We start from the raw sequence: 18,610 nt of genomic DNA, 5'->3' as shown, positions 1-18,610 counted from the left end.
GTGCTGCTTGAAGCGCTCTACCACGTGCCCCGGGACAAATGGGCGTATGCCTATGACTCATCGACGATCCATCTTCGCATCCGGACGAAACGGGATGATGTGGAGCAAGTGTTGGCCATGACCGGGGACAAATACGATTGGACAGGAACCTACCAGGAGCTGCCGATGGAAAAAACGGCTCATGATCGCATGTTCGACTATTGGGAGGTCGCGGTGCGTCCCAAGTTCAAACGTCTTTCTTATGCCTTTAAGCTTACGGCGGGAACTGAAACGGTGTACCTGCTGGACACAGGCATTCAATCGGAGGCTCCTCAACCGCCGGGGGAATGCTTTGAATTTCCGTATATTCATGAGAACGAAGTAGTCCGAGTGCCGGAATGGGCAAAGCAAGCGGTCTTCTATCAGATTATGCCGGAGCGGTTCGCCAACGGAGATCCCTCCAATGATCCCAATCCAGTTGAAGCCTGGGGAGGCATGCCGACCCGTGAAAATTACTTTGGCGGCGATTTGCAGGGGATCATTGACCACTTGGACGATTTGACCGACCTAGGTATCACAGCGATATATCTTACTCCGATTTTTTTGGCTCCATCCAACCATAAATACGACACCGTGGATTATAAACAGGTTGATCCTCATTTTGGAAACAACGACTTGCTGCGGGAGTTGGTGGAGCAATGTCATCAGCGTGGGATCCGGGTCGTGTTGGACGCGGTCTTTAATCATTGCGGGGAGCATTTTCCTCCATTCCAGGACGTCCTCAAACATGGTGAAGCCTCCCCGTATGCCGGTTGGTTTCATGTCAACCAGTTCCCGGCGAGGGTAGAGAACGGGATCCCGACGTATGATACGTTTGGGTTCTTCCCCAACATGCCGAAATTTAATACCGCCAACCCGGAACTAAAAAAGTATTTACTTGAAGTCGCCGAATATTGGATTAAGGAGATCAAGTTGGACGGTTGGCGGCTTGACGTCGCCAATGAAATAGATCATTCGTTCTGGCGGGAATTCCGTCAGGTCGTCAAACAAGCGAACCCGGAAGCTTATCTGATTGGTGAGGTATGGAGCGATTCCTTGAACTGGCTGCTGGGGGATCAATTTGATTCCGTGATGAATTACCCCTTTGCGGATAAAGTGCTGGAGTTTTTTAACGGCGGTGTAGACGGGGCGGCCTTTTCCGATGAGATGGGTGCGCTGATCATGCGATATCCGCATCAAACGAATGAAGTGATCTTCAACATGCTGGGCAGCCATGATACCCCTCGCCTGCTGACCCGTGTCGGCGGCGACAAGCGCAAGCTCAAGCTCTGCGTGGTGTTTCTGTTTACGTATATCGGAACGCCTTGCTTGTTCTACGGCGATGAGATCGGTCTTACTGGCGACGGGGATCCGGATTGCCGGAAGTGCATGGAGTGGGATCACAACAAGCAGGATCGTGAGCTGTATGATTTCTACAAGCTGATGATTAGGCTGCGAAAGCAGCATCCGGCGCTTCGTCACGGTCATTTTCGGTTTCTGCACGCGGAACCAGGGGATCCGTGTATCGTATACGAACGAATGGATGAGAAGATGCATTTTACCGTGTGGATGAACAATACCCCCAAGCCAGTCACCCTCACCCATCCGATGCAAACGAGCGATTGGCGGGACGCCCTTACCGAAGAAGCCGTGACACCAACGAACGGGGTCATGAGCATTTCCCTGGATCCTTACGGCTTCCGCATTTTGTATCGGCACATTCAAAAATAATGACAAAAAGCGGACGAGCGACTCGTCCGCTATTTCTTTAGGCTCTCATAAATGTGAATATATTGTCTTGCCGATGCATCCCAGCCGTAATCACCGGCGAATGCATTTGCTGTTATCCGATGCCAATGCTCAGGCTGGCGGTAGAACGACACCGCCCGGCGAAGCGTGTACAACATATCATGCGCGTTATAGTTATGGAAGGTGAAGCCGTTGCCTTCGCTTGTAAATTCATTATAGGAACGCACAGTATCGTTGAGGCCGCCGGTTTCTCTTACAACGGGGATTGTGCCGTACCGCAGCGCCAATAGCTGGCTGATGCCGCAAGGCTCAAACCGCGATGGCATTAGGAAGATGTCGCTGCCGGCATAGATGCGCCGAGATAACGCATCGCTGAACTTGATTTGGACCGAAAGCTTCCCGGGATGACGCCATGCCGCTTCCCGGAACCAATCTTCATATGCGGGATCCCCGGTGCCAAGCAACACAAATTGCACATCGTCTGTGCTAAGCCATTCATCTAACACCCGAATGACCAGATCCAGCCCCTTCGGCTCGACCAGACGAGTAACCATCGAGATCAGCGGCGTATCCGGTGTTTCCGGCAGGCCCAGCTCCCGCTGAAGCACCGGTTTATTGGCGCGTTTCTGCTCCAAATTGCGACTGTAACGGGCGAATAGCTCCAGATCGGTCTCCGGATCATATAGTCGGGTATCGATCCCGTTTACGATGCCTGACAACCGACCGCTGATCGAGCGAAGCAGGCCGTCCAGCCCATAACCGTAGTGCTCGGTCTTGATCTCTTCCGCATAAGTGGGACTGACCGTCGTCACATGATTGGCGTAGACTAAGCCGGCTTTCATAAAGCTGACTTGATCATAATACTCGACGCCGTCCGGTGTGAAATAGTCCCAAGGGAGCCCCAACAGATCTCCCAGAATCTCTTTCGGAAAAATCCCCTGATATAACAAGTTATGTATGGTATAAACGGTTCGAATATTCCGGTATTCGTGCCGATCGCGGTAATGCTCCTTTAACAAGAGCGGGATCATCGCCGTATGCCAGTCATGGCAATGAATAATGTCCGGCATAAACCCGGTAAGGGGAAGCAGCTCCAGCATCGCCCGATCCAGGTACGCGAACCGCTCGCCGTCATCCCAATGACCATAAATCCCTGTTCTGCCAAAATAGTCTTCATTATCAATCATGTACACGGGAACCCCTTCCCATTCCAGCCGGGAAATGCCGCCATACTTCTTCCGCCACCCCACCGGAACCGTACCGGTGCCAAGATGATGCAGACGCTCACGGTAAACTTGCGGCAGCTCGCGATATCTTGGCATGATGACCCGCACATCATGGCCCGCTTCAATCAGTGCCTTGGGCAGTGCCCCAATCACGTCAGCCAAGCCTCCGGTCTTGATAAACGGTGCGACTTCGGCCGCAGCAAACAAAATCTTCATCGTTTCACCCTCCTTCTTGGCGTTTGACGCTTCCACACGGTCATGCTCAGCGGAGGAAGCGTAACGGTCAGGCTTTGAGGCCTGCCGTTCCAAGCCGTTTTTTCGCTTAATTGCAGCTTGGGCTGCGGGTAGCCGAACCCGCCGAATCGAACATCATCACTGTTAAAGACAAGCTCGTACCGTCCAAGCAAAGGGACGCCAACACGATACTCCCTCCGCTCCTCCGGCAGAAAATTCAGCAGCACCAGCAACAGCTCCTGCGGTCGCGTTCCTTTTCGCACATACCCAATGACACTTTGCTGATCATCATCCGGAATGATCCACTGAAATCCCTCAGGCACATGATCCTGCTCCCACAGCGCCGGCTCTTGCAAATAAAAGTGATTCAACGCCTGGCAATACCCATGGATCTGCCGATGTGACTCGTAATCCAACAGGAACCAATCCAGCTCCCCTTGATCACGCCATTCGATAAATTGGCCAAATTCTCCACCCATAAATAACAGTTTTTTCCCTGGAGTGGTCAGCTGATACCCGAGTAACAGGCGAAGGCCGGCGAATTTTTGCTCGTAGGTACCCGGCATTTTGTCCAGCAGTGATTTTTTGCCGTGTACCACCTCGTCATGGGAGAGCGGCAGCGTAAAATTCTCCGAATAGGCGTACCAAATCGGGAACGTTAGCAAGTGATGACGGTGAGGTCTCTCGCGGAACGGCGTCTCGAAATAATCCAACGTATCGTTCATCCACCCCATATTCCACTTGTAATTAAAGCCAAGCCCCCCTTGATGCGCAGGGGCGGTCACTAACGGCCACGCGCTGGATTCTTCCGCCATCATCAAAGCATGCGGAAAATAACGGAACACGGCCGTGTTGAGCTGCCGTAAGAATTCGATCGCCTCCAGATTTTCGGTACCGCCCTTTTCGTTACGTGCCGCCGCCCAGGACGGCTTCTCGAAATCGTAACGAATCATGCTGGTCACGGCGTCGACTCTCAGCCCGTCGAAATGATACTTTTCAAGCCAATATATCGCGCTGGAGATCAAAAAAGAACGCACCTCGGGTTTACTGAAATCAAAACTAAGGGTCCCCCATCCGGGTTTCTCCGCTTTGGCCGGATCGGCATACTCGAACAAGGGCGTTCCGTCAAATAGACGTAATCCGTGATCATCTTTCGTAAAATGGCCCGGCACCCAATCGAGCAACACGCCAATCCCAGCCTGATGACAGCAATCCACGAAATACATTAAATCCTGCGGTTCCCCATACCGGCTGGTTGGGGCGAAATAACCGGTCGCTTGATATCCCCATGATAAATCATACGGATGCTCACAGAGCGGCATGATTTCGATATGCGTATACCCCATCTCTTTGACGTAGGGGATTAGCAAATCCACCATCTCTCGGTATGTATAAAACGAGCCGTCAGTCTTTTGCCGCCAGGTCCCGAAGTGAAGCTCATAAATGTTGAGCGGCTGTGCGTAAGGTGCGCTGCGGTTCTGAATCCACTTCTCATCTCCCCAGATGTAGTTGTCCAATTCCGTGATGATGGAAGCTGTTTTCGGCCGCACTTCCGCATAAAAAGCATAGGGATCTGCCTTTAAGCGGGTCTTACCATCCGGTCCGGTTAAAGCATACTTGTAAAAACTTCCAACCGGAACATCCGGAAAAAAGCGAGTCCAAATTCCCGAATCGGGTATCTTATATAGTACATCACGCGTCCCTTTCCAACCGTTCCAGTCGGCGACAACGGCGACTTGGCATGCATTCGGGGCCCAAACAGTAAAGCGAACTCCACGTCTTCCCCCTTCGGTTACGGGATGGGCGCCAAACGTGCGGTAGCTTTGATACAATGTCCCCTCGCGGAACAAGTAAATATCCGTGGGAGATACGGCGGAAGCCCATGCTGATTCGGTCCTGGCATCAAACAAATCTGTCACCACCTTTACACCAAATGAAAGAACGTCAATTATTTTTAGAAATTCAAAAAAAATTTCAGTATTTACATCAAAAAGATGTATTACTTTCGGATATTTTCCATATTTTATTTCATCTACATTATATCCTAATGTATGTGCCACACAGACCAAAACATGCGGGAGGGAAATGAAATGAGGAAAAAGGACTGTATTGCAATGCTTCTTGCCGGCGGAGAGGGGCGACGATTATCTCCGCTGACCACCAAGCAGGCGAAACCGGCCGTGCATTTTGGCGGACATTACCGGATCATCGATTTTCCTCTCAGCAACTGCGTCAACTCCGGAATTGATACGATCGGGGTTTTGACGCAATACGAAGCGGCTTCGCTCCATGAGCACATCGGTGAAGGAGAACCATGGAAGCTGAAGCACTCCGAGCATGGCGGGATCACTTTACTGCCAGCGTATCGGGAAGGCGTTGAGGAATATACAGGTACGGCGGACGCCATCTACAAGAATATGGCTTTTGTCGACGGTCATTCGCCCAAATACGTCCTGATCCTTTCGGGAGACCATATTTACCATATGGACTACCGTCACATGTTGGATTTCCATCTCAGTCACCAGGCCAAAGCAACGATTTCAGTTATGCCAGTACCCTGGGAAGAAGCCCATCGCTTTGGTGTCATGACGAAGGATGAACACAACCGGATTACGGAGTTCGCGGAGAAACCGGCGCAACCTGCGAGTAACCTCGCTTCCATGGGTATTTACTTGTTTGAGTGGGAGTTCTTAAAGCGCCAGTTGGAGGAAGATGCCGCGGACCCGAACTCCAGTCATGATTTCGGCAAGGACTTAATCCCTAAAATGTTGGCAGGCAGCGAGCCGCTGCACGCGTATGAATTCAAGGGGTATTGGCGGGATGTCGGAACGGTTCAAAGCCTATGGGAAGCGCATATGGATTTGCTGGTTGAATCCTCCGAATGGAAGCTTCATCGTGAGGATTGGCCCATGTTTACTCGAGAACGGCCGCTCATGCAAGGATGGGTTAAAAAACGTCACACTCCCGCCCCTTCCTCCCTCATTCATGATCACTGTTCACTCGAAGGCTATGTAGAACGTTCAGTTATTTTTGCTGGAACAGAAATTGGCCGGTATTCCCGCATCAAGGACAGCGTCATCATGCCGGGCGCGAAAATCGGCCGCAACGTCCAGATTGAGCGGGCGATTATCGGCGAAGGCGCGATCATCAAAGACGGTGCCGTCATTAAATCGGAGCATGGAGACATCAGCGTTGTGGCCCCGTACGAAACCGTGTTTGCTAAACCGGCAAGCCGACCTCAACCCTCCCGTCTGCTTCAAGAAGTGTACGACAACGCCCCTCGGCTTCGGGCCGAAGGGTTGCTCTCCTAACCCAAAAGGGACCGCTTCGAAAGAATCCATGGATGATCTTTCGAGGCGGTCCCTTTGGTTTCTAGCTGTGCTATTGTCAAAAGTTAGAGTTGGGCATATATATCAGCGTCCAACTGATACAAGTTAAATTCTCTTCCGTTGTTGCTGCCCGTTCCTTGGAGCTGATACCCTAAGCCCTCGTATAACTGAACAAGCTTCGGGTTCTGGTTCCAGCAGTCTAACCGAATGCCAGGACGACCCAGCGCCTTGGAACGTTTCGCTGCATAGCGTAAAATTTCACTGCTCAGCCCGCGTCCGCGGTAAGACAACCGGATCGTAAGCCGGTGCAGGTAACTGTAACCGGGAACGTTCAGCTCACCCCAATAATCGGGATCTGAATCCTGCAGCGTAAACAAAGCCACCGGTTCGCCTGACTCATGCAGCAGGTATATTTCACGGTCTGCCAAGTACGACCGAATCAGTTCCGGCGTAAACTGCAGCGGGTTCCATTGATTCACACCATTTTCTTGCATCCAAGTCGCGGCTTCAACTAATATCTCCTGCACTGTCTCCAAATCCTCTTCGCCTGCCAGTGAGATGTCAAGCGTTCCCTGAGCGGTTTCTAGTTGATCGATAAGCTGTGTCATAGTAAGTCCCTCTCTCCACAAGTTTCTTTCTCTCTTTTTATATCACTATTAAGGTTTTGTCTCCGATTCGGTTACAGCTTCTTCCGTTCGGGTATCGCTTAACAGCGGTAAGATGACTGAAACGGTTGTCCCAACGCCAAGCTCACTCTGAATTTCCATTTCCCCATGATGCAGCTCAACCAACTGCTGACTGATCGCCAGCCCCAGCCCGGTACCGCCGCCTTGGTGATTCACCTGGAAGAATCGATCCTTCACTTTGTTTAAATATTCCTCACTGATGCCAATCCCCGAATCGATGACATCCACTTTCACGCGTTCATCATCGATACGATCAATCACCAGATGAATCCAGCTTTGTTCATGGGAGAACTTGATCGCATTGTCCACTACGTTGAGGAACACTTGCTTCAGTCGGTTGCCGTCGCCTCTTACCAAAGCGGTGCCGTCCGTTTTATCCTCGAGCTTCAGCTGAATATGCTTCTGCTCCGCTTTGGCCCAGACGTTGAGCATCGTCTCTTGAAGCAGCTCTTTGAGGTTCACCTCTCCGATTACGAGCTTCATCTCGTTGGATTGCAGCTTCGAGAAATCAAGGATCTCCTCCACGAGGCCAATCAAACGATCGGTCTCTTTCGCGATAATCCCCATCCCGATCTTCGTCTCCTCTGGATCGAAGCCGCCGGAGGTTAACGTCTCGCTCCAGCCTTTAATCCCCGTCAACGGCGTGCGCAGCTCATGTGAAATTGATGAGATAAAATCGTCCTTGATCTGATTGCTGCGGACGATCTCCTCGGCCATATAATTCAAGGTAGCTGCCAGTTCACCAAGCTCATAACGGTAATTGCCCTTGATTCGCGCATCGAACTTCCCTCGGGCCATTTGCGCCGATACGGCACGAATATTATTAATGGGCTTAACAATCGAGTTCGCCAATCCGATGCTAAACAGCGTAACGATGGCCAGTACAGCCGCTGAAACCGCAATCGACATGAAGGTCAAGTTCAGCAGCTTGGAATTGACTGACTCCATCGAGGTGACGTAACGGACGATGTATTGCGTATGCCCTTGGATCTGCAGCGGCCTTGAAACGGCCATCACCAGCTCGCCGGTCGTCGGTTGCCGCCCGATCCATTTGCCAACGTTCCCGGCTAACGCTTGCGGAACATCGCTGGTTTGAATCGCCTTATCAGCTTGGAACGGATTGGTGCTTGCCTTCACCTCGCCGTTGCGATCCAGAATCATCAGCTCGGTATTATCCAGCTCAAAGGTGCGGAGCATTTCCGTAAAATAATCCGGATCCCCCTCCGCATTCAATCGGACGAACTTCTGGAAGTAGTCCGAAGCCCACATCGAGTGATTGGACATGTGATTATAGATCGTATCGTAATAATACATGCGAATGGCCAATGTGAAAATCACCTCGACCATAAACAAGGTTACGAATACAACGATGAAATAGTGTAAGACGATTTGCCGTCCAATCCCTTTCTTGATCATTGTCCCTCGCCTTTCCACTTATAACCGTGCCCCCACACGGTTTGCAGGAAAGCCGGTTCGGACGGATTCGTTTCAATCTTCTGCCGCAGACGACGAATATTCACATCCACGATCTTCGGATCGCCCATATATTCCTTGCCCCAGACGTGATCCAACAGGACGTCACGGCTAAGCGGGGTATTCTCCTTCTCCAGGAAAAACTGAATCAACGAAAACTCTGTCGGGGTCAGTTCAATCAGCTGCCCGTTCTTCTTAAATTGCTTGGAGATCAAATCCAGTGTAAACGGTCCGGACGTAAACGTCACCTTCGCACTGCTCTCACGGTAAACATTCACCCGGCGCAGCAGGGATTGAATGCGTGCGATCAGCTCTGTTGGGCTAAACGGCTTGCTGACATGATCGTCCGCGCCCACGGACAACGCGTAGACCTTATCCTGCTCCTGCACTTTAGCGGTGAGGAAAATAATCCCGATCCGTTCATTCGTTTCGCGGATCCGCCGGCACACCTCAAAACCGTCAATCCCCGGCACCATCACGTCGAGGAGCGCGATGTCAATGTCCGGAACGCTTTGCAGCTTGCTTAACGCTTCGTTGCCGTCCGCCGCTTCGAGTACATCGAAGCCGTTCCGCTTCAAGTTAATGACGATAAAACTACGGATAGACTCTTCGTCCTCCAAAATCAGCACTTTGCTCAATTTGGTTGCCCCCTCTTTCAAAAAACGGCTTAACGTTTAATTTCCGTCTCGCCTTTGTTGACTTTTAAATCCGTATGACTGAGGAACCCGATCGCCTTATCGGCATCCCGTGCGAGCAGCTCCCAATCTCCTTTATTGCGCTCCCATTCCGACAGCGTAAAGAAGCGGATTTCCGCGACAGGCTCATTTGTATCGATCTTGACGAAAATGAGGTGCTCATTTTTGTCGGACTTCGTATCGATCGTTACATTGCCTTGCCATTCTTTCGGGAAGTTGAAGTAGAAACGTCCAGCCATATCCATGTATTGCTGCATGACGAATTTGAGGCCTTCGTTCTCATCCCACTGGTAATAGGAGAACAGCCACGGAATTTCATCAAATGAAATATACTCCCAGCCTTTGGGCTTCTCCAACATGCCGATTTCCAGCAGTCCATCATTGTTAACGTCACCGCTGAGAATCGGATACCCTTTGAGCGTCATATCCTGTGAAGGCAACAGGTTAACAAGCTCCCCGTCCTTCATCACAATCACCGTCGAGAAGGCGGAATGGGTTCCCACCGTTGCATCAAGAATAATCCCCTTCAGGTTAGGCGTAATGTTGCCGCTGACCGCATTATAATACTCGCTAATCGGATCGTCGAGTTCCAGATGGCTTAGTTCTTTAAACGATCCATCATACTGATACGTCGTCACCGTCGTATACTGCTCGCGTTTTAAGTTCACGACCGTGATATCAGGAATGTTATCCTGATTTAAATCGTCCACCATAAAGTAGTTGTACGGTAACGCAATTGCCTTCTCGACTTCACTGCCATTGTAAGTATATACGGTTAATCCTTTCTGCAGTTCATCGGAGCCGCTGGAGAAACCAGCGATAATCTCCAAATTGCCGTCGCCGTTTAAGTCCAGAATATCAAACGTTTCGAGGACCTGGCCTTCGCCGTCAAAGCGAACCTTCAGTGCCCAGGAATTGCCCTGATGCTCTAAAATCATGCCGTGGATCCGCACCGCTTCATCCGGTGTCTCATAGAAGACAACCGCCTCCTTGATCCCGTCGTTGTTCAGGTCAGGTGTGCGAATGGAGCTGATATTGCGGACGTCCCGCGGTGAGACGATCTCTCCGCCTTTCAGTTCGGCCTTAATGACGCTGATTAGCGAGGCACGGTCGGTGGAGAGCTGCGGCGTTTGCATCAAAGACTTCGGATCGCTGATCACGCTGCAGCCGCTAAGGATTAGAAGCAGGCAAGCTCCCGCCCAAGCTAATAATCTCCTCTTCGTCAACATACTCATCACTCGTTTCATACCAGATCAATCAGGCGTTTCTCTTCCATCGAGAGCCGCCGTCCGGACACGTCAAGCTTGATCTCTCCTTCAGACAGTCCCCAGATCCGGGTGCAGTAACGCTCTGCCAATTCCAGCGGCAATGCCGTAATAACGATCTTATTTTGCTGGGTGCACAGCTCTTTTAACGTCTCCAATACGCGTTCTGCCGACTTAGGATCCAGCCCGATCACCGGCTCGTCCGCCGCCAGGAAGCTAGCCCCATGAACCAATGCCCGGCAAATAGCCACACGTTGGCGCTCGCCGCCGCTCAACTTCCCAGCTTTAACATGGGCTTTGTCCAGCAGGCCGTACTTCTCCAACTCGTCCATCGCGCCCATGTAATCGTCCGATCGTACCATCCCGGTCAGTCGGCGCAGAAGCGGAGTTTGACCCGCTTGTCCGATCAGGACATTTTTGAGCGCGGTTTTCTCCGGATACAAGGAAGGGTTCTGTTCGAGATAGGCGCATTGGGAGCGGTATTTCTGTGAACCGCGTCCGCCGCCTTCAATCACTTTATCCCCGTTCCAGGTATAATCGCCCCGGTTCCAACGTTCTCGCAGCGCCAAGCAACGAAGAAGCATGCTTTTGCCGCTGCCGCTGGCCCCTACAACGCCAATCATTTCCCCTGCACCAAACTGGACGGTAATATCGCGAAGCACCTTCTTCTTATTTCCATCCACCGATTTCTGCAAGTGGTTGACTCTGATCATGTCCGATTTCTCCTTTTACGATTAAGAGGTACTCAAGTTGTTAATCACTTTTTTGAACTAACATGAAATTTGCATTACCTTTTCTTACCCTTTAGTGTATTGGAAAAATCAACGAAAATCCATTACAGCCTGTTCATATTTACGCTTTTTTTGTAACGTTCCGGCCGAAACACCAGCCCGGATGCGGAAAACAACAGATATGCCGACCCCAGAAGCATAAACAACATCGGAGCCGCTCCTAACTGCATGGCCGCTCCACCGAGGTTCGGGCCAATGATGCTGCCAAAGTTAAAATGAAAGGATGCAATCACATTGGCCACCGGAAGTAAATGACGCGGGAGCAGATCCGCTGCATACGCCAGGCCTAACGAGAAGAACGAACCCACCAAGCCGCCTGCACCCATGAACAGTAGCAGCAACGCCATAAAGTGATTCCCCGCCAATGGAACCGCGAGAAACAGAAGTCCGCCGGTGAGTCCTGCGGTCATCAGCACTTTTTTGCGGCCGAACCGGTCGCTTAAGATGCCCAGAGGGAGCTGAAGAATCAAACCGCCGATGCCAAAGAACGGCAGCAATGCCGCGATATCCGCCGCACTAAGCCCTGAACGTAAGCCGTATATCGGAAAGTTGCTGTTCATCGAAGCTTCCATATAACCATATAGCAAGGCAGGCAGCAAGGCGAACCAAGCCATCCGGTAGATCTGCGGAACCTTGCGCGGAGCACCGGCTTCCTCCTGACGAACGGGTTCCGGTGCTCGATCTGGCAAATATATAGCGGCGAGGATCACGATCATGAGGAACAGGATCGCCAGCAAGACGAACGGAACGGCTTGCCCGTAATCCAGCAGTCGGATGCCCAGCGGTCCAATGCTGAAACCTAATCCGTAGGACATCCCATACAAGGAGATGTTCCGGCCTCTTTTGTCCGGAGGTGAAACAAGAATGATCCAGAGCTGCGAGGTAAAATGAATCGCACTATCCCCGATCCCCACAAGCAATCTTAGAATAAACCACAACCTTAGATCGGAGACCAGCGAAAACACCGGCAAAGCCAGCATAACGAGAACGACGCCGCTCAGCAGTAAGAGTTTAAACCCGGTTCGTCGCAGCAGCTTCTCCGCCACCAGCGACATGGCAAACGATCCGACATAAAGAGCTGCAGCATGCAATCCATTTACGGAGGAGGAAATCCCCCTTTCTTCCATAAATATGGACAACACTGGCAGCAGCAGTCCTTGACTGAGCCCCGCGATAATAATGACAGAGATCAGAATAAAGGTTGGGGTAAATATGCGGTGATGCCTTCTGATCGAACTTTCCAAATGAAAAACACTCCTTAAAAAACAAAGAAAAATCGTCAATATGTTGACGACTTTTCCCCAAATAATATTTTCCGAATAATCCTTTAACATTATAGTAGACAATCCACTACCGAACAAGCCATAATGAATCTGAATGCAAAGTTCTTTGGGAGGTTAGTTCAATCATGGCCTATGACGTGAAAGTGGACCATTCCTTGGTCTACGAACTGATCAGCAGCTTTATGATATATACTACACAAAAATGGGTGAACAATCTCGATGTAGGCTTGGAATGGATAGCTGAGGTAGACACTCGCCTCACGCCGGAGGAGCGACTTCAATTTGTCGAAGCAGCCAAGTACCCGTTCACAGACTACGACGTTTTGTACGTTTGGGCCTTGGAGCGAAAAGGAGCGACCGATATCCCACAATTTCTGAACGACATTGCAGAAAGCTCTGTCGAGTCCCTATACGATCGTACTAAAACCTACATTCCCACTGTGAATAGTGAGACAATCGCGCGAATTCAAAGCAACTATATCCCGCTGCTCAAATGCTGGCATCGGCTGTATATGAGCCCTATCGAGCATCAATTTCTTCCGCTGCTGGAGGAAGATGCAGCCGAGAAGCATACACTGCTGCAAAAGATGGACACCGACGCGCTGATCGAATACGCCTCCGGCGGGTTGGTGCTGGAACCTTTGAAGCCGATCTCGTTGGTCGTGTTAACCCCTTCGATCCATTTTCGACCGATAAATACATACGTTTTCTACGAAAACGTGCTGTTCATCCAGTACCCGCTCGATATTCCGGAGCTTGATGAGGATGAACCGCCGATGGTGTTAAAACGGTTGACCCGTGCCTTGGCCGAACCGCAGCGTTTGCGCCTACTCCGCTATGTTGCCGACGAACCCAAATCGATGCAAGATATGCTGAAGGATCTAGGCGAACCTAAGGATCAGCTGATGCACGACTTGATGCGACTCCGGGTCGCCGGACTGCTGCGCATCCATCTGCTCGCCCAAGATACGGAGAAGTTCAGTATCCGTCCAGACGGAGCGGCGGAGCTCCAGATGTTCCTAGAATCCTATATCCGGCTGTAGTTGTGAACTAAGCAAGGCAGTTGGCTTTGGCGGGACGCTTCCGCTTGTGTTAGGATAGAGCTATACGTAGAGACAAGCGTTTCTTGGATAAGGAGTGACCCGTAAGATATGAAAACGCCCTTGACGCAACAAATTATTTTTGATCTGGATGATACCTTAGTTTATTGCAATAAATATTTTGATCTAATTCTAGACCAATTCGCTGACCTAATGACCGATTGGTTTAAGACATTCGGTATTACGTCAAATGAGATCCGAGAGAAGCAAACGGAAATTGATGTAGCCGGAGTCCATCAAATCGGTTTTGCCAGCTCGCATTTTCCCGAATCGTTGGTTGACACCTACCGCTATTTCGCTAGAGTTACGGGACGACAGACTCTTCCGGAGGAAGAAGAACGGCTGATGAAGCTGGGGCTTAGCGTTTATGAGCAACCTATCGAACCGTATCCCGGCATGGTCGAAACCTTAAATCTACTGCGCAGTCAAGGTCATGAACTGCACTTGTATACCGGCGGAGATACCGAGATCCAACAGCGTAAAATCGAGCAGATGCGATTGGCCGAGTATTTTGAGGATCGGATTTACATTCGCCAACACAAAAATGCGGAAGCCTTAGAAGAAATTCTTCAGTCGCGGCGGTTTGACCGTTCCCGAACCTGGATGATCGGCAACAGCCTGCGGACGGATGTCATGCCAGCCCTTTCCGTCGGAATTAAGGCGATTTACATTAAAATCCCCAACGAGTGGTTGTACAATATTGTGGAGCTTCAGCATGACAGGGATTCGGAAATGCATACCGTTACGTCCTTGGTCGAAGTTCCGCTCGTGATTTTTAACCATACACATCAAACTCAAAAACAAAAACGGACCTTATAAGGTCCGTTTTTTGTCTTCGCTTAAGTTCGGGAAGGCTCCGCCTCCATGAGCTCCAGCTTGCCAGATGTGCGATCAACCAAAGCGATGCGGGCTTTGACTTCGCTTCCCTCGCGTTTGAAAGTCAACAGCTGAGTTTGGCCTTTCGTCAACAGCGCGTTTAGCATCGCCGGCGAGATTTTCTTGCCGCCGAACTCCTTCCAGATAACGAAGCCGCAGCCCTGCTTGTAGTGCGTGCAGCCAAAGCCCCTGCGACCTTCGATGATTTGACCGTCGCAGCCTTCGCGCGGGCAAGGTGCCAACGGTTGAAGGGTGCCTGCCGGCAGCTGCTTCGTGGTCGCTTGCGCTGTACGACGCCCGCCTGCTCTTGTAGAAGAGGCGGATCGTCCCGTTTTGCCGCCGCTGCTGCTTCGGCTTCCGCGCCGGCCACCCTTCTCCGTCTCTGCCGACGTGAACATCGAGGCGTCCGCTTTCTGCTGCGTTCGCACCTTCTCGATAATCGAGATGGTGAATCGGCGCACGTTCTCCATAAACTGCTCCCGCGCCGCTTCTCCCTTGGAAATCTGGTATAATCGACGCTCCCATTGCCCCGTCATCTCCGGCGAGGTCAGCAGCTCGACACCAGCGCGCCGAATTAGCTCAACGGCGGTCCGGCCTTTTTGCGTCACTGTGATCTTTTTACCCTGCATCGTGATATATCCCACGTTCTTTAACCGCTCAATCGTTGCTGCCCGAGTGGCCGGAGTACCGAGACCCGCATCCTTCATCGCTTCGCGCAGCTCCTCGTTCTCCAAATTTTTCCCGGCGCTTTCCATCGCTTTAAGCAGCGTGCCTTCGGTATAATGCTTTGGCGGCTGAGTTGCTTTCTCCTTCGCCTCGGCGTCTGTACATTGCACTGGACGGTTACGGTCGATCTCGAACGGTTCGCTGATCAGCTCTTCGGTTTCTTCTTCCTCGTCTTTCTTCTTGGCTCGTCCTTTTCCGGCTTTCGCTCCGTCATCACCAGGAAGACATACCTTCCACCCCAGCGACAACAGCTCCTTCACGTTGGTTTTAAACGTTTCGCCTTCCACCTCAGTGAGTACAGTGTGTTGTTTATATTCTGCCGCCGGATAGAAATGGGACAAGAAGCGCCGGATCACAAGATCGTAGATGTTCTGCTCCTCTTTGCTTAACGTGCCCGGACGCCGAAGCGTCGGAAGGATCGCATGGTGATCCTCTACCCGAGACGGATTGCACACCGCCTTGTTGCCGACATGCACCAGGTTCGGACGTCCGCCTTCCGCCAGCTCCTTATAGCTCGACGATTTCAGCATATGTAGCACCTTGTGCATCCCATCGATATTTTGCTCGGTCACATAGTTGGAGCTTGTCCGCGGATAGGAGATCACCTTATGGCGTTCATAGAGCGCCTGGGCAATGTCCAGCGTCTTCTTGGCAGAATAGCCGAACTTTGCATTTGCCTCCCGCTGCAGCAACGTCAAATCGTACAGCTTGTACGGATATTCTTTCGTGTCTTTCACTTCGTATTCGGTGATGCGCCCTTCCTTGCCGCGAACCTTCTTTGCAATGGCCTCCGCCTTCTCCTTATCCGTCAACCGGTCCCCTTGCCAGCTTCCGGTATACATACGGGTATCCTGCTTAAATTCCGCTTTGATTTCATAATAAGTCAGTGAATCAAAGTTTTCGATTTCCTTCTGCCGGTCATAGATCAGCGCCAGCACTGGAGTTTGGACCCGGCCGACGGACAGCAGCTCCCGATGTTTAGTCGTAAACGCACGCGTCGCGTTCATTCCGATCAGCCAATCTGCTTCACTGCGCGCCCGCGCGGCCTGCGTTAAGTTCTCGAACTCGGACGCTTCATGCAGCTCGGCAAACCCTTTGGCAATACTTTCATTGGTCAAGTCGGAAATCCACAAGCGCTTGACAGGCTGGGTTAACTTGAGCTGCTGTTGGATTAACGCAAAGATGTACTGTCCTTCGCGGGCGGCATCGCATGCATTTACAATCGTATCACAACGTTTTGCGAGCTCGCCGATCGTCTTCAACTGATCTTTTGTGCGCGGATTCGGCACAATCTTGAATCGATCCGGCAGAATCGGCAGGTCGTTGAAATTCCAGCGTTTGTACTTTTCGTCATAGGCGTCCGGTTCGGCCAAACCTAATAAATGACCTATCGCCCAAGTAATGATGTAGCGCTCTCCCTCCAGGTAGGATCGGTGGTTTTTCGCCTTCGGCTCAATTACAGCGGCGATCGTCCGTCCCATATCCGGTTTTTCGGCAATTACGAGCGTTTTCATGCTTTCGGGCCCCTCTTCCTCTGTCTCTCAAATCTAAAAAAGAGCCGCGCTACGCGCAGCTCTAGTAAGCTAGTACCTATTATAGCATATTGACCCAGGGATCGTCCTGTCAAAATGTTGCGGCTCGTTGGTGAGATTATACCAGCACCGTCGAACCCATCAGATATTTATCGACTTCGCGTGCCGCAGCTCTGCCTTCGTTGATCGCCCATACGACCAAGCTTTGGCCCCGGCGCATATCGCCTGCGGCAAACACTTTATCGACATTCGTTTTGAATTGGCCGTATTTCGCTTTCACATTCGTCCGGCGGTCTCGTTCAAGACCCAGCTCATCCGCCAGCGTCGATTCTGGACCGTCAAACCCGATAGCAATCAGCGCCAGTTGCGCTGGGAAGACGCGCTCAGTGCCTGGGATCGGCTGATAGATTTTCCGTCCAGTCTCATCGACGATCCGCTGAATTTGCACCGTGTGCAGCTCTTTCAGGTTGCCGTTTTCGTCGCCTACAAATTTCGTTGTCATGATCGAGAATTCCCGTGGATCTTTACCGAACAACGCTTTGGCTTCTTCCTGGGCGTAATCGAGCGTGTACACGTTCGGAAATTGCGGCCAAGGGTTGTTGATCGGGTCCCGTTCCAGCGGAGCTTTCGCATGGGTACCAAATTGCGTCACACTGCGGCAACCGTGGCGAAGCGCCGTCGCTACGCAGTCCGAGCCAGTGTCCCCGCCTCCGATGACGATAACATCCTTTCCTTCTGCGGACAAAAAGTTCCCGTCGGTTAACCCGGAGTCCAGGTAGCTCTTAATCGTCCCGTTTAAGAACGGCATCGCATAATGCACCCCGTTCAAATCGCTGCCTTCGATATTAAATTCACGTGGTTTGGTTGCCCCGCCGCACAGTACCACCGCGTCATATTCATCTACAAGCTGCTGGGCTTTAATATCTTTGCCGATTTCCGTATTTGTTACGAATTTCACGCCTTCGGCAGCCAACAAATCCACGCGGCGCTGTACAACTGCTTTGTCCAGCTTCATCGTTGGAATCCCGTATACCAGAAGACCGCCGATTCGGTCTGCACGTTCATAGACCGTTACTTCATGGCCCGCTTTGTTTAATTGGGCAGCGCAAGCAAGACCTGCAGGTCCGGAGCCAACAATGGCCACTCTACGGCCTGTCCGCTTCTCCGGAGGTTCAGGAACAACCCAGCCTTCTTCGAAACCTTTATCGATAATGGCCTGTTCAATCGTCTTGATCGTGACCGGCTCTCCGATCAGACCTACGGTACAAGAGCCTTCACAAGGGGCCGGACAAACTCGCCCCGTAAATTCCGGGAAGTTGTTGGTTTTGTGCAAACGGTCCAGCGCTTCCTTCCAGAGGTTACGGTATACCAGATTATTCCACTCCGGAATCAAGTTGTGTACTGGGCAGCCTGCTGTCCCGCCGGCCATATCAATGCCCGTGTGGCAATAAGGCGTGCCGCAATCCATGCAGCGTGCGCCTTGAATGCGCAAATCCTCCTCGGACATATGCTTATGAAATTCTTCCCAGTCCTTCACCCGTTCGGACGGGCTCCGGTCCCCGGGAAGTTCGCGTTTGAACTCCATAAATCCTGTTGGTGTAGACATCACAAGTTCCCCCATCCGTTA

14 protein-coding genes are annotated in these 18,610 nt (G+C 51.5%); 4 read left to right on the top strand and 10 right to left on the bottom strand.

The genetic code is table 11. The features are described from left to right. Entirely contained in the window at nt 1-1,749 is a 1,749-nt protein-coding gene (locus M891_RS0101775; protein ID WP_028537593.1) for an alpha-glycosidase, read from the top strand. A 29-nt stretch (nt 1,750-1,778) separates the two neighbouring features. Here M891_RS0101775 and glgA read toward each other — a convergent pair whose 3' ends face one another. Together glgA and glgB are read right to left on the bottom strand one after the other, a co-directional pair. Continuing rightward, nucleotides 1,779-3,209, bottom strand: a complete 1,431-nt coding sequence (gene glgA / locus M891_RS0101770) for a glycogen synthase GlgA (protein WP_028537592.1) — start codon at nt 3,207-3,209, stop codon at nt 1,779-1,781. Next, the gene (gene glgB, locus M891_RS0101765; RefSeq protein ID WP_051416802.1) at nt 3,206-5,137 is read right to left on the bottom strand and encodes a 1,4-alpha-glucan branching protein GlgB; all 1,932 of its coding nucleotides are present in this window, start codon (nt 5,135-5,137) and stop codon (nt 3,206-3,208) included. The genes glgA and glgB overlap by 4 nt, the downstream gene beginning before the upstream one ends. A gap of 180 nt (nt 5,138-5,317) precedes the next feature. Here glgB and M891_RS0101760 point away from each other — a divergent pair, with 180 nt between their 5' ends. Then, nucleotides 5,318-6,538 carry a glucose-1-phosphate adenylyltransferase gene (locus M891_RS0101760; protein WP_028537590.1) on the top strand — a complete coding sequence of 407 codons (1,221 nt, stop codon included), beginning with the start codon at nt 5,318-5,320 and terminating at the stop codon, nt 6,536-6,538. Between the two features lie 83 nt (nt 6,539-6,621). Here M891_RS0101760 and M891_RS23140 read toward each other — a convergent pair whose 3' ends face one another. From M891_RS23140 to M891_RS0101730, 6 genes are all read right to left on the bottom strand, one after another. Continuing rightward, nucleotides 6,622-7,164 (bottom strand): GNAT family N-acetyltransferase, encoded by a 543-nt coding sequence (locus M891_RS23140; RefSeq protein ID WP_016312086.1) that lies wholly within the window; start codon nt 7,162-7,164, stop codon nt 6,622-6,624. Between the two features lie 48 nt (nt 7,165-7,212). After that, entirely contained in the window at nt 7,213-8,658 is a 1,446-nt protein-coding gene (locus M891_RS0101750; RefSeq protein WP_028537589.1) for a sensor histidine kinase, read from the bottom strand. Next, entirely contained in the window at nt 8,655-9,353 is a 699-nt protein-coding gene (locus M891_RS0101745) for a response regulator transcription factor (protein WP_028537588.1), read from the bottom strand. Before M891_RS0101745 ends, M891_RS0101750 begins: the two co-directional genes overlap by 4 nt. 29 nt (nt 9,354-9,382) lie before the next feature. Beyond that, on the bottom strand, nt 9,383-10,639 hold the full coding sequence (locus M891_RS0101740) for a hypothetical protein (RefSeq protein WP_232228262.1): 1,257 nt from the start codon (nt 10,637-10,639) through the stop codon (nt 9,383-9,385). Nucleotides 10,640-10,653: 14 nt separating this feature from the next. Further along, nucleotides 10,654-11,388 (bottom strand): phosphonate ABC transporter ATP-binding protein, encoded by a 735-nt coding sequence (locus M891_RS0101735; protein ID WP_028537586.1) that lies wholly within the window; start codon nt 11,386-11,388, stop codon nt 10,654-10,656. A 122-nt stretch (nt 11,389-11,510) separates the two neighbouring features. After that, nucleotides 11,511-12,710, bottom strand: a complete 1,200-nt coding sequence (locus M891_RS0101730; RefSeq protein ID WP_028537585.1) for an MFS transporter — start codon at nt 12,708-12,710, stop codon at nt 11,511-11,513. 164 nt (nt 12,711-12,874) lie between these two features. On the opposite strand from M891_RS0101730, the gene M891_RS0101725 reads away from it, so the two are divergent. Then, complete coding sequence (locus tag M891_RS0101725) at nt 12,875-13,792, top strand: helix-turn-helix domain-containing protein (RefSeq protein WP_028537584.1); 918 nt, start codon at nt 12,875-12,877, stop codon at nt 13,790-13,792. Between the two features lie 108 nt (nt 13,793-13,900). Continuing rightward, on the top strand, nt 13,901-14,668 hold the full coding sequence (locus M891_RS0101720; RefSeq protein WP_028537583.1) for an HAD family hydrolase: 768 nt from the start codon (nt 13,901-13,903) through the stop codon (nt 14,666-14,668). Nucleotides 14,669-14,688: 20 nt separating this feature from the next. Here the strand turns inward: M891_RS0101720 and M891_RS0101715 are convergent, their stop codons facing one another. After that, on the bottom strand, nt 14,689-16,965 hold the full coding sequence (locus tag M891_RS0101715) for a type IA DNA topoisomerase (RefSeq protein WP_028537582.1): 2,277 nt from the start codon (nt 16,963-16,965) through the stop codon (nt 14,689-14,691). A gap of 136 nt (nt 16,966-17,101) precedes the next feature. Next, on the bottom strand, nt 17,102-18,589 hold the full coding sequence (locus M891_RS0101710; RefSeq protein WP_028537581.1) for a glutamate synthase subunit beta: 1,488 nt from the start codon (nt 18,587-18,589) through the stop codon (nt 17,102-17,104). Nucleotides 18,590-18,610 lie beyond the last annotated feature (21 nt).

It is taken from the genome of Paenibacillus sp. J14 (assembly GCF_000518465.1).
In the GTDB taxonomy this organism is placed as follows: Bacteria; Bacillota; Bacilli; order Paenibacillales; family Paenibacillaceae; genus Fontibacillus; species Fontibacillus barengoltzii.
The sequence above is the reverse complement of the archived record's forward strand: the minus strand, read 5'-3'. Positions and strand labels throughout refer to the sequence as shown.